The organism is Streptomyces sp. SID13726 (assembly GCF_010548375.1).
Taxonomy (GTDB): Bacteria; Actinomycetota; Actinomycetes; order Streptomycetales; family Streptomycetaceae; genus Streptomyces.
In genome coordinates, this window is record NZ_JAAGLY010000032.1 from 44,845 (window position 1) to 60,198 (window position 15,354).

Consider the following 15,354-nt stretch of genomic DNA (forward strand, 5'->3'; position numbering starts at 1 on the left):
GGCTCGTACGTGTGCCCTGTGACGGCGAACACATGAACCAGTGCGTGATCGTCTCGTAACATTGCCGCATGTCTTCGACCGAGCTGCCCTTCGTGCCGCCCGCCAACGTGCTGCCGAAGGTGGCACCCGTCAGGGTCGGCGAGGGTGAGCGGCTGAGGTCGGTGGGGCTGCCGGGGATCACTCTGACGGTGCGTTCGAGACCCCCCGCGCGTGAGGGCCTGCCGCCCGCGCTCTTCGTCCACGGCCTCGGCGGCTCATCGCAGAACTGGTCGGCGCTCATGGAGGAGCTGGAGGGCGACGTCGACGGCGAGGCCGTCGATCTGCCGGGCTTCGGCGACTCCCCGCCGCCGGACGACGGCGACTACTCGATCACCGGGCACGCGCGCGCGGTGATCCGTTTTCTCGACGCGTTCGGCCGCGGCCCCGTGCACCTCTTCGGCAACTCCCTCGGCGGCGCGGTGTCCACGCGCGTCGCGGCGGTCCGGCCCGACCTGGTGCGCACGCTCACGCTCGTCTCGCCGGCCCTCCCGGAGATCCGCGTCCAGCGCACCGCCGTGCCCACGGGACTGCTCGCGCTGCCGGGCGTGGCCGGCCTGTTCACCCGCTACAGCAAGGACTGGACCGCCGAGCAGCGGGTCCGCGGGGTCACGGCCCTCTGCTACGGCGACCCCGGGCGGGTGACTCCGGAGAGCTTCCAGCACGCCGTCGAGGAGATGGAGCGGCGGCTGCAACTGCCGTACTTCTGGGACGCGATGACACGTTCCGCGCGCGGGCTGGTGAACGCGTACACGCTGGGCGGTCAGCACGCGCTGTGGCGCCAGGCCGAGCGGGTCCTCGCACCCACGCTCCTCGTCTACGGCGGCCGCGACCAGCTCGTCGGCTTCCGCATGTCCCAAAAGGCGGCCCGCTCCTTCCGCGACTCCCGCCTGCTGACCCTGCCGGAGGCGGGGCACGTGGCGATGATGGAGTACCCGGAGACGGTGGCGGGGGCGTTTCGGGGGCTGGTGAGGGAGGGCGTGGGGGCCGGGGGTGCTGCGGCCTCCGGCGGTTCTGGTTCTTCCGGCGGTTCTGGCTCTTCTGGGGGTGCTGGTTCTTCTGGGGGTGCTGCGGTCTCCGGTGGTTCGGGCGGGGCCGTGGTGGGCTCCGGCGGGCGTGAGGGGAGTGCGGGGGCGTCCTCCGGACCTGGGAGCGGCTCGGTGGTGTCCGACGGCGAGGGCGACGCCACGCAGGCTTCTGACCGGCTTGATGGGGCTCATGGGGCCCCTGGTGTGCATGATGGGTCGCCGAAGGCGTCCGGCGGTGGAGCCGCCAGCACGGCGTCCGGCGGCCGGGGTGATGCCACGACGGCCTCCGGCGGCGAGGCCGACGCCACGACCGTGGGGAGTTGAGGCGGGGCGTGGGACGCCACAGTCGACGCGGGCCCGCTCCCAAGAAGGGGCCCGACAAAGGCGGTTCCAGTAACGGCGGTTCGGGCCAGCCGGGTGCCGACGGAGTACGCGGGGGCAAGGGTCCCGGCGCGGAAACGGCGGCGGGCCGGGCTCGGATGCAGGCTGCTCCCGCTACGGCGCAGGGGACGCGGGGGCCGGAGTACGGGGCCCCGGGGGTCGGCGCCGGCGGGTACCGGACGCCCACGCAAGGAGGCCCGAGGCTGTCTGACGGGACGCCGGCGCACGGGTTTCCCCGGCTGCCCGACGGGACCCCGGCCCAAGGTTTTCCCCGCTTGCCCGACGGGACCCCGGCTCACGGGATCGCCCGGCTTCCGGATGGCACGCCCGCGCGTGGTGTTCCCCGGTTCCCCGACGGCACCCCGGCTCACGGGTTTCCCCGGCTTCCGGATGGCACGCCCGCGCGTGGTGTTCCCCGGCTTCCCGATGGCACCCCGGCCCACGGCGTCCCCCGGGTGCGCGGTGGGCACCCCGAGCAGCGTGAAAACGGGGGTGGCTGGGGGGAGTTGAGCGGCCAGGGGCCGGGCGGGTACGCCGCCGCCGGGTCGGCCGGTGCTCCTCCGCGGCAGCGGCAGGCGCCGTCGGCCGGTGGGCGGGGGCCTCGCCAGGACTACCTCGACGCGTTCTCCGACGAGGAAGCGGACGTCTTCGCTCCCGGCGGTCCTCAAGGGCTCCGCGGTCCCCGCAGCCCCCAAGGTCCTCGCGGACCCCGGGGTTCCATGCCGGGCCCCGGTTCCGGCGCGGGTGTGTCCGTCGCCGCGCACCCCTCCGACCCGTACGGCTCCGACCCGTACGGCTCCGACCGGTACGGCTCCGTCACCGACTGGCCGGACCGCACGGACCCGGACACCGGCACCGGCTCCGACGGCACACCCCCCGCCGACCCCGCGCCGCCGGCCAAGGGCGGCAAGGGCCGCGCCTTCACCGGCATCGCGGCCGCCGCCGTGGTCACCGTGCTCGCCGTCGTCGTGGCCGGACAGGTCGCCGACGGCCGTGGCGACGGCGTGGGCGCTCAGCAGTCCGCGACCGACCGGGCGCGGGACCTCCGGGACTCCGGCACGGGCGTGGACGGGCAGTCGTCGCCGTCCCCCTCGCCCAGCGTGGCGACGCTGACGTACGAGCAGGCGATGGGCACGAAGTACCCGCTCAGCGCCAAGCTCGACGGCTCGGGGAAGTTCGACGCGATCCCGGGGGTCGCCAAGGCGCCCGGTAAGGGGCAGAAGTACACGTACCGCGTCGACGTGGAGCAGGGGCTCGGCCTCGACGGCGAACTGTTCGCCGAGGCCGTACAGAAGACGCTCAACGACGACCGCAGCTGGGCGCACAACGGCGCCCGGACCTTCGAGCGCGTCTACTCCGGCAAGCCCGACTTCGTGATCACGCTCGCCAGCCCCGGCACCACGGCCGACTGGTGCGCCAAGTCCGGCCTGGACACCACGGAGGACAACGTCTCCTGCGACTCGGCCGCCACCGAGCGAGTGATGATCAATGCGTATCGATGGGCGCAGGGGTCAACCACATACGGTGATCAGATCCATGCGTACCGTCAAATGTTGATCAACCATGAAGTCGGCCACCGCCTCGGCTACTCCCATGTGACGTGCGACAAGAACGGCGAGCTGGCCCCGGTGATGCAGCAGCAGACCAAGTTCCTCGACCACGACGGGATCCACTGCCGCGCCAACGCCTGGCCGTATCCCGGGAGTTGACCGATGGCGTATATGTCACATTGACATGGGTTGATTCGGTCGTACATATTGCTGCTCATGTGGTCTAGTCATGTCGTCGAGAACAGCGCCGCCATCGAGCTGGCGCTCATCGGCGTGACCCCGCTCTGCGTGGCCGACATCCTCTGTCGCTGACGCCCGCCCTCAGGCGCGTGCGTCGCGAATCCCGCTTTTCTCCGTGACCGGGGTCACGGCTGTTCGACGACCCGACGCCAGGGCAGACGTCCGTTCACTTTCGTCTCACCCTTCGTCAATCCGTCTCGCCATTCGAGACTAGTCATTCGAGAGGTCGTCTCCGATGCGTCAACCGTCCCTCACGAAGCGCCGCGTGGCCGCGGTGTCCGTAAGCCTGGTTCTGGCAGCGGGCGCCGCCGCCTGCGGCCCTGAGGACAACGATGCCAAGAGCTCCGGTGGCGACTCCACGCCCCACAAGGGCGGCACCCTCACAGTCCTGAACTCCGACCCGCAGTCGGACTTCGACCCGGCCCGCCTGTACACCTCGGGCGGCGGCAACGTGCCCTCCCTCGTCTTCCGCACCCTCACCACCCGCAACCGCGAGAGCGGCGCCGCCGGAGCCAAGGTCGTCCCCGACCTCGCCACCGACACCGGGCGCCCCAACAAGGACGCGACCGTGTGGACGTACACCCTGAAGACGGGCCTGAAGTACGAGGACGGCACCGCGATCACCTCGGCCGACATCAAGTACGGCATCGAGCGCTCCTTCGCGCCCGAGCTGTCCGGCGGGGCGCCCTACCTGCGGGACTGGCTGGTCGGCGCGGCCGACTACCAGGGGCCGTACAAGGACAAGAAGGGCCTGTCGGCCATCGAGACGCCGGACGAGCGCACCATCGTCTTCCACCTGAACAAGCCCGAGGGCGAGTTCCCGTTCCTCGCCACGCAGACGCAGTTCACGCCCGTGCCGAAGGCCAAGGACACCGGAACCAAGTACGAGGAGCACCCGGTCTCGTCGGGCCCCTACAAGGTCGTCAAGAACGAGAACGACGGTGAGACCGTCACCCTTGAGCGCAACACCTACTGGTCCGCCACGACCGACGCCGAGCGCAAGGCGTACCCGGACCGGATCGAGGTCAAGTCGGGCCTCGACTCCTCGGTGATCAACCAGCGGCTGTCCGCGTCCCAGGGCACCGACGCGGCCGCGGTCACCACGGACACCAACCTCGGCCCGGCCGAACTTGCCAAGGTGACCGGCGACAAGGACCTCGCCGCCCGCGTCGGCACCGGGCACTTCGGCTACACGAACTACATAGCGTTCAACCCGACGGTCAAGCCGTTCAACAACGTCAAGGTACGGCAGGCGATCTCGTACGCCATCGACCGTTCCTCGGTGGTGAACGCGGCGGGCGGTTCCGCGCTGGCCGAGGCCGCCACCACCTTCCTGCCCAACCAGAAGTCCTTCGGCTACGAGCCCTACGACCACTTCCCGGCGGGCGCGACCGGCAACGCGGCCAAGGCCAAGGAACTGCTCAAGGAGGCCGGTTACCCGAGCGGTCTCACCGTCACGCTGACCCACGACAACGCCCAGAACTTCAGGACCAGCCCCGAGATCGCGACCGCGATCCAGGACGCGCTCAAGAAGGCCGGCATCACGGTCAAGCTCCAGGGCCTGGAGGACAACAACTACTCCGACACGATCCACAACGTGAAGACGGAGCCGGGCTTCTTCCTCTCCGCGTGGGGTGCCGACTGGCCCTCCGGCGGTCCCTTCCTCGCCCCGATCTTCGACGGCCGGCAGATCGTCAAGGACGGCGCGAACTTCAACTCGGGCCTGCTCAATGACAAGTCGGTCAATGCCGAGATTGACGCGATCAACAAGTTGACGGATCTTGACGCTGCCGCCAAGAGGTGGGGCGCGCTGGACAAGAAGATCGGTGAGCAGGCGCTGACCGTGCCGCTGTTCCACCCCGTCTACAAGCGACTGGTCGGCAAGGACATCAGGAACGTCGTGATCAGCGACTGGACCGGCGTCCTGGACATCTCGCAGGTCGCGGTCAAGTAACCCGATGAGCGAGGCACTTGTCGCCACCGAGGTCCCCGAGGCAGCCGCCCCGGGGGCCTCGGGGGCTCGTCAGTTCTGGCGGCGGCTGCGGGCGCAGCGCGCCGCCATGGTCGCGGCGGCCGTCGTGGCGCTGCTCGTCCTGGTCGCGCTCGCCGCGCCCCTGCTCACCGCGCTGGAGGGCCAGGACCCCACCACCTACCACCCCTCCCTCGTGGACTCCGCGCGCGGCGGTGTGCCCGTCGGATCCTTCGGCGGCGTCAGCGGCGACCACTGGCTCGGCGTCGAACCGCAGACCGGGCGCGACCTGTTCGCCCGCCTGGTGTACGGCGCCCGGGTCTCCCTGGGCGTCGCGCTGGGCGCCACCGCCGTACAGGTGTTCCTCGGTGTCGTCGTCGGCGTCGCCGCCGCGCTCGGCAACCGATGGGTTGATCAACTGTTGAGCCGGATCACCGACATCATCGTGGCGATGCCGTTGATGATCATGGCGTTGGCACTGCTGGCCATCGTGCCCGCCGACTTCCCGAGGCCGATCCTGGTCGCGCTCATCATCGGCTTCGTCGCCTGGGGCACCATCGGCAAGATCGCGCGCGCCCAGACCCTCACCCTCAAGGAACTCGACTACGTGGCCGCCGCCCGGCTCAGCGGCTGGAGCACCTGGCGGATCGCCCGCCGCGACCTGCTGCCCGGCCTCGCCGCACCCGTCATCACCTACGCCGCCCTGATGGTCCCCGCGAACATCAGCATCGAGGCGGCCCTGTCCTTCCTCGGCGTCGGCGTGAAGCCACCCACGCCGTCCTGGGGACAGATGCTCTCCTCGGCCGACGTCTGGTACCAGGCGGCCCCGCAGTACCTGCTGCTGCCCGCCGCCGCGCTCTTCGTGACCGTGCTCGCCCTCACCGTCCTCGGCGACGGCGTCCGCACCGCCCTGGACCCGCGCGCGGCCTCCCGACTGCGCGTCGGGACCGGCCGCAAGCAGGAGGCGAAGGCGAGCGCGTCCACAGCGGGCGAGCCCGAGGCGGGCGCTGCCACGGCCGACGAGTCCGACACCCGCGAGGAGGCCACCTCATGAGCGGCTTCGCGGGATTCGCCGTACGCCGGACCGTGAGCGCCGTCCTCACCCTGCTCGCCCTCTCGGTCATCATCTACGTCGTCTTCTACGCCACCCCCGGCAACGTCGCCCAGATCACCTGCGGCCCGCGCTGCTCGCCGGAACAGGTCCACCAGGTCGCCCAGCAACTCCGGCTCGACGACCCGCTGTACCTGCGCTACTGGCACTTCCTCCAGGGGATCGTCGTAGGCCATGACTACTCCACCGGCACCTCCGTGGAGCACTGCTCGGCGCCCTGCCTCGGGCTGTCGTACCAGAGCGACCAGCAGGTCACCCAGATCATCCTGAACAAGCTGCCCGTCAGCCTGTCCCTGGTGATCGGCGGCATGGTGCTCTGGCTGCTCCTCGGCGTCGGCACCGGTGTGCTGTCCGCCTGGCGGCGCGGCCGGTTCACCGAGCGGGCGCTGACCGGCATCACCCTCGCGGGTGTCGCCACACCCGTGTTCGTCATCGGGCTCGTCCTGATGATCGTGGTCTGCGGACAGCTGGAGCTGCTGCCCTTCCCGGAGTACGTCTCGTTCTCCGACGACCCCGAGCAGTGGGCCTGGGGCCTGCTGCTGCCCTGGGTGACGCTCGCCCTCGGCGAGGCGGCCTACTTCGCCCGGCTGACCCGGGCGTCGATGCTGGAGACGCTCGCCGAGGACCACATCCGCACCTTCCGCGCCTACGGCGTCGGGGAGCGCTCGATCGTCGGCCGGCACGCCCTGCGCGGGGCCCTGGCGCCGATCATCGCCCTGAACGCCAACGACTTCGGCAGCGCGGTCGGCGGTGCCGTCCTCATCGAGTCGCTGTTCGGCCTGCCCGGCATCGGCCAGGAACTCGTCCATGCCGTCACGGTCGTCGATCTCCCGGTCGTCGTCGGGATGGTCCTGGTCATCGGCTTCTTCGTAGTGCTCGCCAACGCCGTCGCGGACGTCCTGTACGCGGTGGCCGACCGACGGGTGGTGCTCGCATGAGCCTCGTCCAAGTCACCGACCTGACGGTCGAGTTCGGCGACCTGCGGGCCGTCGACGGCCTCTCCTTCAGCCTGGCCGACGGCGCCGCCCTCGCCCTGGTCGGCGAGTCCGGATCCGGCAAGTCCACGGTCGCCTCGGCCCTGCTCGGGCTGCACCGGGGCACGGGAGCGCGCGTCAGCGGTTCGGTCGAAGTGGCCGGAGTGGACGTACAGCAGGCGTCGGACGACGAACTGCGGCGGCTGCGGGGCGCGAAGGCGGCGATGGTCTTCCAGGACCCGCTGTCGTCCCTGGACCCGTACTACGCGATCGGCGACCAGATCGCCGAGGTGCACCGCGTGCACACGCGTGTGTCGCGTCGAGCGGCACGCGCGCGTGCGGTCGAGGTGCTGGACCGGGTTGGAATTCCGGACGCACCCCGCAGATCGCGGTCCCGGCCGCACGAGTTCAGCGGCGGCATGCGCCAGCGCGCCCTCATCGCGATGGCGCTGGCCTGCGAGCCCGACCTGCTGATCGCCGACGAGCCGACCACCGCGCTCGACGTGACGGTCCAGGCCCAGATCCTCGACCTGCTGCACACACTGCGCCAGGAGACCGGCATGGGGCTGCTGCTCGTCACGCACGACGTGGGCGTGGCCGCCGAGAGCGTCGACGACGTGCTCGTCATGCGGCACGGGCGGGCCGTCGAGCACGGGCCGGTCGGCACGGTCCTGGGGGCGCCCGCGGAGGCGTACACCCGCGAACTGCTCGCCGCGGTCCCGCGCGTGGACGCGCCCCGGGCCCCCTCCGGGGCGTCCGGTGACGTGGTCCTCGAAGCCAAGGGCCTCCGGCGGGAGTTCGGGCGCGGCAAGAAGGCCTTCGCGGCCGTCGACGACGTCTCGCTGACGATCCACCGGGGCGAGACCCTCGGTGTCGTCGGCGAGAGCGGCAGCGGCAAGACGACCCTCGGCCGGATGCTGGTCGGGCTCCTCGAACCGACGGCGGGGGAGGTCCGCGACGAGGCACGCACACGCGTGGGCGTGAATCCGGCCGTGCAGATGGTGTTCCAGGACCCGGTCTCCTCCCTCAACCCCCGCCGCAGCGTGGGCGAGTCGATCGCCGATCCGCTCCGTGCGAGGGGCATGGGGGTCGCCCCGTTCGAGCGCAGCCGAGAGCGGGGGAGGGACGAGAAGCGGATCAGGGGGCGTGTGACGGAACTCCTGGAGCGCGTGGGGCTCGAAGGGGCGCACTACGACCGCTACCCGCACGAGTTCAGCGGCGGCCAGCGCCAGCGCGTGGGCATCGCCCGGGCGCTCGCGGCCGACCCGCGCGTGATCGTCTGCGACGAGCCCGTCTCCGCGCTCGACGTCACCACCCAGGCCCAGGTCGTCGCCCTGCTCGGCGAGTTGCAGCGGGAACTCGGGCTCGCCCTGGTCTTCGTCGCGCACGACCTCGCCGTCGTACGCCAGGTCAGCGACCGGGTCGCCGTGATGCGGCGCGGCCGGATCGTCGAACAGGGCCCGGCCGACGAGGTGTACGACAACCCCCAGGACCCGTACACCAAGCAGCTCCTGGCCGCCGTACCGGCGCTCGATCCGCAGGTGGCGGCCCGGCGCCGGGCGGAACGCCGTGCGGTGGCCGTGACCTGACGTTCCGTGTGCGCATGATCTCTTAGCGCGACCGAACGCGACCCGCACGGGAAAGTTACGACCGTTCACCCCTTTTGGTGGCGCGATGGACAACCGTCCGTCGCGCCACCGCCTTGTCCGCATACGTTCGTCCCGCTGCGAGCCGCCGGGCCAACGGCGGCTCCTCATACGGGAGATCGGGGGTGCACTCGTGCGCATAGGACTGCTTACGGAGGGTGGCTATCCGTATGTGAGCGGTGACGCCAGGCTCTGGTGCGACCGGCTCGTGCGCGGGCTCGAGCAGCACGAGTTCGACATCTACGCGCTCAGCCGCAGCGAGCACCAGGAGGACGAGGGCTGGGTCCAGCTGCCGCCGCAGGTCAACAGGGTGATCACGGCCCCACTGTGGAGCGCCGAGGACGACGGCGTGGTGTACGGGCGCCGCGCGCGCCGCCGGTTCGCCGAGTCCTACGGCGAGTTGGCGGCGGCTCTGTGCGAGGGGACGGCCGGGGACGCCGCGGGGGAGTCGTCCGGCACCGAGGCGGACCGTTTCGCCAGCGCCCTGTACGGGCTCGCCGAACTCGCCCGCGACGAGGGCGGGCTGGTCGGAGCGCTCCGCTCCGAGACCGCCGTACGCGCCCTGGAGCGCGCCTGTCGCGCGCCCGGCGCCCGGCAGACGGCGCGCGCGGCGCGCGTACCTGATCTGCTCGCCGTGGCCACCCACCTGGAGCGCGCCCTGCGCCCCCTCTCGCTCGACTGGTACGAGGACGACGGCCTCGGCGCGGTCGACCTGTGCCACGCGGCCTCCGGCGGCCCGGCCGCGCTTCCCGGGCTCCTCGCGCGCCACTTCTGCGGGGTGCCCTTGCTGGTGACCGAGTACGGCGTACGGCTGCGCACGCATTACCTGGCCGACACCGAGGCCACCCCCGCCGTGCGCGCCCTGCTCGCCGCCTTCCACGGCCGGCTCGCCGCCGAGACCTACGCCCGCGCCGCGGTCGTCACGCCCGGCAACACCCACGCCCGCCGCTGGCAGGAACGCTGCGGCGCCGACCGCGAGAAGCTGCGCACGGTCTACCCGGGCATGGACGCCGCCCACTTCACCGAGGTGGGGGAGTCGGCGGAGTGCGTGGACCCGGACACGCTGGTCTGGGTCGGCCGGGTCGAACCCGCCAAGGACCTGATCTCGCTGCTCCACGCCTTCGCGGAGATCCGCAAGGAGGAGCCCAAGACCCGCCTGAGAATCGTCGGCGCGCCCGCCGGCCCCGAGGGCGCGGCCTACCTAGGGCACTGCAAGGCGCTGGCCGCACAGCTCTTCCCCGACGAGGCGGAGGGGCTGCACTCCGTCGGCGACAACCCCGTCTCCTTCGAGGAGATCGGCGGCCCCGAGGTGCCCACGCTTGCCGACGCGTACGCCTCCGGTGCCGTCACCGTCCTGTCCAGCGTCGTCGAGGGCTTTCCGATCAGCCTCGTCGAGGCCATGTTCTGCGCGCGGGCCACGGTCTCGACCGATGTCGGCGCGGTCGTCGAGGTCATCGGCGGCACCGGGCTCGTGGTGCCGCCGCGCAACCCGAAGGCGCTCGCGGAGGCGTGCGTGACGCTGCTGCGCGACCCCGAGCGCCGTGAGCGCCTGGGTGCCGCCGCGCGCGCCCGGGCGCTCGAACTGTTCACCGTGGAACAGAACATCACGGCATTTCACGGCATTTACCTGGAGATCGTCTCGCACACCCCGGTCCACCGGGTCGTGCTCGACGGCACCGGCGAACCCCTGCCGTTCGCCGCCCCCGCCGAGGCCCACGTCCCCGGCCGCTGGACCGAGCTCAGCACCCGCGTCGTGGCCCGCGGCGGCCCCGGCTGGGCGGCGGGCCCCCCGGTCCGCGCGACAACTCCCCTCGCCGCCACGGAAGGAGCGGCCGGATGAGCGGCGACCTGGGCGAACTGGACCGGCCCGGCACTCCGGGGAGCCCGGGGGCGCTGAAGGCCGGGGTCGTCGGGGACTCCGGGGTGCTGGAGGTTGGTGCGGCCGAGGACCCTGGAGTGCTGGAGGCGGGAGCCGCGGGGTACGCCGAGGGACTGGCCCTCGATGGCGATGGCGATGGCGACGGCGGTGCCGATGGCGATGCCCGTGCCCATGCCGCCGACCCCGATCACGACGCCGACGCGCTCGCTGAGTCGGGGCCGGAGCCGTACGCCCCCCTGACCTCCCCCATCCCGGACGCCCTCCCCCCGTCACCCCCCACCCCCCGCGCCCCCGAAGTCTCCACCGGCCGCAAACCCACCACCGGCCCCGGCCGCCGTTCCGCCGCCGACCCGGTGAAGGCCCTGATGCACCGGCACCGCGAGCTGTGCGAACGGGCCGTCGACCCCCTGGAGATCGCGGCGGGTCTGGAGGCCCACGGCGTCACCGACCGCACCGCCGTTCGCTTCCGGCACCGGGACGTCTTCGCGCTCGCCGAGGAGATGTACGCCCGAGTCCCGAGGGACGGCGACCCGGCACCGACTCCCACAGCGGAGCCCGCGCCCCGGGCCCGGACCGACTGGGCGCTGCTCTCCCTCCTTCCCGGCGCCCTGTGCGCCGCCACGATCGTCGGCATCCGTCTCACCGACGGCCAGTCCCGCCTGGTCGCGGCGCTGGTGGGCGTCCTCGCCGTCGCCCTGGCGGTGCGCGCGGCTCTGTCCCGCGGCCCGCTCGGCGTCCCGGACCACGCCCCCACCACCGGCACCTCCAGCTGGACGTACTGGCTCCTCGCCTACGCCGCCCTGGGCGACGGACTGCTCGGGGAGGCCGTGACCGGCGGCCCCGACGCCCTGCCCACCGGCGCCGCGCAGTCCCACTGGCCCGTGGCCACGGCCTCCCTCCTCGCGCTGACCCTGTCCTGCGCCCCGGCCGCCTGGGCCGCCCACCTCTTCACGGCACGCGCCCGCCGCAAACTGACCGTCAGCCGCGGCCTGGAGGACTTCGCGGACGCCGTACGCCCTCTGCTGCTCGGCGCGTTCGCCCTGTACCTGTGCGCCCTGACGGCCCTCCTCGCCCTGTCCGGCACCGCCCTGGGCGAACCGGCCCCCTACGCCCAGGTCATCGCCCTCGGCTCCCTCCTCTTCCTGGCCCGCCTCCTCACCACCCACGGCTTCACCCACGCCCCCGCGGTGGTGCTCGTCGCCGCCACCACGGCCGAGGCGACCGCACTGTCCACGGCCTTCGCGTCCCGGCTGCCGGGGTGCGGCTTCCTGGCCACCCCGGTGGACGCCCTCGTGGACCTCTGGGGCCCAGGCGGCATCCAGACCCTGGCCTGCGCGATCGGCGCTCTCGCCCTGCTGGTGCACGGCTTCCGCAAGCTCACCCGGGCCTCGGCCCACGCACAGCCGGAGGCGCCGTGCTGACCCGGCCCCGACCCACGCACCCGCCGTAGCCGCGACCACTCGTCCGCCGCCCCCCCCACAAGCCGTCGCAGGCACCCCGGCCCCACCGCCGGAGGCACACGCACCGCCCCTCCCGAAGGAGAACCCGCATGACCACCTCCCGACCCGCCCCCCAGGCCCCGGGAGCCGTCCGATGAGAGTCCTGCTGATCGGAGCCAACGGCTACCTCGGCCGCTTCGTGGCCGACCGCCTGCTGGCCGACCCCGCCGTCCAGCTCACCGCCCTCGGCCGCGGTGACGACGCCGACGTCCGCTTCGACCTCGCGTCCGGCAGCCCCGGTGCCCTCACCCGCTTCCTCGACGCGGTCCACCCGGGCGTCGTCATCAACTGCGCCGGCGCCACCCGCGGCGGCGCCCGCGAACTCACCCGCCACAACACCGTCGCCGTCGCCACCGTCTGCGAGGCCCTGCGCCGCAGCGGCTGCGGGGCCCGGCTGGTGCAGATCGGCTGCGGCGCGGAGTACGGCCCCAGCCAGCCCGGCTCCTCCACCGCGGAGGACGCGGTGCCCCGCCCCGGCGGCCCGTACGGCGTCAGCAAACTCGCCGCCACCGAGCTGGTCCTCGGCTCCGGCCTGGACGCGGTCGTCCTGCGCGTCTTCTCACCGGCGGGCCCCGGCACCCCCGCGGGCTCCCCGCTCGGCCGGCTCGCCGAGGCCATGCGCCGCGCCATGCAGTCCGGCGACGGTGAGCTCAAGCTCGCCGGCCTGGGCGCCCAGCGCGACTTCGTGGACGTCCGGGACGTGGCCCGCGCCGTCCACGCCGCCTCGCTCTCCGCCGCGCAGGGCGTCATCAACATCGGCTCGGGGCGCGCCGTCCGCCTCCGCGACGCCGCCGCCGTCCTGGCCCGGGTCGCCGGATACGGCGGCGCGCTCCACGAACTCGACGGCCCGCCCGGCCCGCTGCGGGCGTCCATCGGCCACCCCCGCACCGAATCGGACCACGCGGCACCGCTCGCGTACCCATACCCCGACGGCTGCGGCAGCTGGCAGCAGGCCGACGTGCGCACCGCGCGCGACCGGCTCGGCTGGCGCCCCCGGATCAACCTCGAGGAGTCCCTCGCCGACATCTGGATGGAGGCGGCATGCCGCATCTGACCAGCACGAAGAACACCACGTCCAGCCTCGAACTGCGCACCGGCCTCGGGGTCCCCGGCTTTGCCCACCCCCTGGTCGCGCCCGCCGAATGGGCCGAACTCACCCGCCCCGGCGCGCCCTTGCACTGGGCCGTCCTCAACGTCGCCGACGGCCCCGGCGCCCGCCCCGACCCGCACTGCCTCGAAGCGGCCGGGCGGCTGCGCAACGCGGGCATCCGCGTGCTCGGCCATCTCGACACCGTGCACGGCGCGCGCACCTACGGCGAACTGCTCTCCGAGGCGCACCGCCACCTCGACTGGTACCAGGTCGACGGCTTCTTCCTGGACCGCTGCCCGACCGAACGCGCCGCGCTTCCCGAGATCCGCCGCACCGTCACCACCTTGCGCGCGATCCGTGACGACGCCCATATCGTCCTCGGCCATGGCACCCACCCCTACCCGGGCTACGCCGAGAACGCCGACCAGCTGGTCACCTTCTCCGGCCCCTGGAGCGACTACCGCTGGTCGCAGGTGGCCGAGTGGACCGCCGACTACCCGCCCGAGCGCTTCTGCCACTTCGTCCACGGGGTGCCCGCCCCGCACCTCGACGAGGCGCTGCGCATCGCCCGCTGGCAGGGCGCCTCCACGATCTGGTTCACCGACCGCACGGACGGCGGCGGTCGCGTCGATCCCTGGGAGACGATGCCCGGCTACTGGGACGAACTCGTCTCGCGGATCGGAACGGGTGTCTCGGAATGAAGAAGCCCATGGCAGTGTTACAGGGAGAACAACTGTAGTGATTGACCGACCAACGGAGTCCCCGTGTCGCTGCCACCCCTGGTCGAGCCCGCTTCTGAGCTCACCGTAGACGAGGTCCGCAGGTACTCCCGCCACCTGATCATCCCCGACGTCGGGATGGACGGGCAGAAGCGGCTGAAGAACGCCAAGGTGCTCTGTGTGGGCGCCGGCGGCCTGGGCTCGCCGGCGCTGATGTACCTGGCCGCGGCGGGCGTCGGCACGCTCGGCATCGTGGAGTTCGACGAGGTCGACGAGTCGAACCTCCAGCGTCAGATCATCCACAGCCAGGCCGACATCGGCCGCTCCAAGGCCGAGTCCGCGCGCGACTCCGTCCTCGGCATCAACCCGTACGTGAACGTGATCCTTCACGAGGAGCGGCTCGAGGCCGACAACGTGATGGACATCTTCAGCCAGTACGACCTGATCGTCGACGGCACCGACAACTTCGCGACCCGCTACCTCGTCAACGACGCGGCCGTGCTGCTGAACAAGCCGTACGTGTGGGGCTCGATCTACCGCTTCGACGGCCAGGCGTCCGTCTTCTGGTCCGAGCACGGTCCCTGCTACCGCTGCCTCTACCCGGAGCCCCCGCCGCCGGGCATGGTCCCCTCCTGCGCCGAGGGCGGCGTCCTGGGCGTGCTGTGCGCGTCCATCGGCTCCATCCAGGTCACCGAGGCCATCAAGGTCCTCACCGGCACCGGCGAGCCCCTCGTCGGCCGCCTGATGATCTACGACGCCCTGGAGATGCAGTACCGCCAGGTCAAGGTCCGCAAGGACCCCAACTGCGCGGTCTGCGGCGACAACCCGACCGTCACCGAGCTCATCGACTACGAGGCCTTCTGCGGCGTCGTCTCCGAGGAGGCCCAGGAGGCGGCCGCCGGCTCGACGATCACTCCCAAGCAGCTCAAGGAGTGGATCGACGACGGCGAGAACATCGAGATCATCGACGTCCGCGAGATCAACGAGTACGAGATCGTCTCCATCCCGGGCGCCAAGCTGATCCCGAAGAACGAGTTCCTCATGGGCACCGCCCTGGAGGGCCTCCCGCAGGACAAGAAGATCGTCCTGCACTGCAAGACGGGTGTCCGCAGTGCGGAAGTCCTCGCGGTCCTGAAGTCCGCGGGCTTCTCCGACGCCGTGCACGTCGGCGGCGGTGTGATCGGCTGGGTCAACCAGATCGAACCGCACAAGCCGGTCTACTAGGCCCACGC

At 72.2% G+C, this 15,354-nt stretch carries 11 protein-coding genes and 1 pseudogene; all 12 read left to right on the plus strand.

Features of this window, described 5'->3' with window-relative positions:
• Positions 1 to 68: 68 nt before the first annotated feature.
• Positions 69 to 1,007, plus strand: a pseudogene (locus G3I78_RS42650) (alpha/beta hydrolase); the annotation flags it as partial.
• A 389-nt stretch (positions 1,008 to 1,396) separates the two neighbouring features.
• Positions 1,397 to 3,154: a DUF3152 domain-containing protein gene (locus tag G3I78_RS42655; RefSeq protein ID WP_343243987.1), complete on the plus strand. Its 1,758-nt coding sequence runs from the start codon at positions 1,397 to 1,399 to the stop codon at positions 3,152 to 3,154.
• A 57-nt stretch (positions 3,155 to 3,211) separates the two neighbouring features.
• Positions 3,212 to 3,307, plus strand: a complete 96-nt coding sequence (locus G3I78_RS53345) for an Ms4533A family Cys-rich leader peptide (protein ID WP_343243988.1) — start codon at positions 3,212 to 3,214, stop codon at positions 3,305 to 3,307.
• Positions 3,308 to 3,470: 163 nt separating this feature from the next.
• Positions 3,471 to 5,189: an ABC transporter substrate-binding protein gene (locus tag G3I78_RS42660; RefSeq protein ID WP_164435097.1), complete on the plus strand. Its 1,719-nt coding sequence runs from the start codon at positions 3,471 to 3,473 to the stop codon at positions 5,187 to 5,189.
• Between the two features lie 4 nt (positions 5,190 to 5,193).
• Positions 5,194 to 6,258, plus strand: a complete 1,065-nt coding sequence (locus G3I78_RS42665) for an ABC transporter permease (RefSeq protein ID WP_164435098.1) — start codon at positions 5,194 to 5,196, stop codon at positions 6,256 to 6,258.
• Positions 6,255 to 7,253, plus strand: a complete 999-nt coding sequence (locus G3I78_RS42670) for an ABC transporter permease (RefSeq protein ID WP_164435099.1) — start codon at positions 6,255 to 6,257, stop codon at positions 7,251 to 7,253. Before G3I78_RS42665 ends, G3I78_RS42670 begins: the two co-directional genes overlap by 4 nt.
• Positions 7,250 to 8,878 carry an ABC transporter ATP-binding protein gene (locus tag G3I78_RS42675; RefSeq protein WP_164435100.1) on the plus strand — a complete coding sequence of 543 codons (1,629 nt, stop codon included), beginning with the start codon at positions 7,250 to 7,252 and terminating at the stop codon, positions 8,876 to 8,878. The genes G3I78_RS42670 and G3I78_RS42675 overlap by 4 nt, the downstream gene beginning before the upstream one ends.
• A 190-nt stretch (positions 8,879 to 9,068) precedes the next feature.
• Complete coding sequence (locus G3I78_RS42680) at positions 9,069 to 10,775, plus strand: DUF3492 domain-containing protein (protein ID WP_164435102.1); 1,707 nt, start codon at positions 9,069 to 9,071, stop codon at positions 10,773 to 10,775.
• Positions 10,772 to 12,235, plus strand: a complete 1,464-nt coding sequence (locus tag G3I78_RS42685; RefSeq protein ID WP_239158380.1) for a hypothetical protein — start codon at positions 10,772 to 10,774, stop codon at positions 12,233 to 12,235. Before G3I78_RS42680 ends, G3I78_RS42685 begins: the two co-directional genes overlap by 4 nt.
• A gap of 172 nt (positions 12,236 to 12,407) precedes the next feature.
• Complete coding sequence (locus tag G3I78_RS42690) at positions 12,408 to 13,367, plus strand: NAD-dependent epimerase/dehydratase family protein (protein ID WP_164435104.1); 960 nt, start codon at positions 12,408 to 12,410, stop codon at positions 13,365 to 13,367.
• Positions 13,355 to 14,104, plus strand: a complete 750-nt coding sequence (locus tag G3I78_RS42695) for a spherulation-specific family 4 protein (protein ID WP_164435106.1) — start codon at positions 13,355 to 13,357, stop codon at positions 14,102 to 14,104. The genes G3I78_RS42690 and G3I78_RS42695 overlap by 13 nt, the downstream gene beginning before the upstream one ends.
• A gap of 63 nt (positions 14,105 to 14,167) precedes the next feature.
• A complete protein-coding gene (gene moeZ, locus G3I78_RS42700; protein ID WP_164435108.1) occupies positions 14,168 to 15,346 on the plus strand; it encodes an adenylyltransferase/sulfurtransferase MoeZ in 1,179 nt (392 codons plus the stop codon).
• Positions 15,347 to 15,354: the final 8 nt, after the last annotated feature.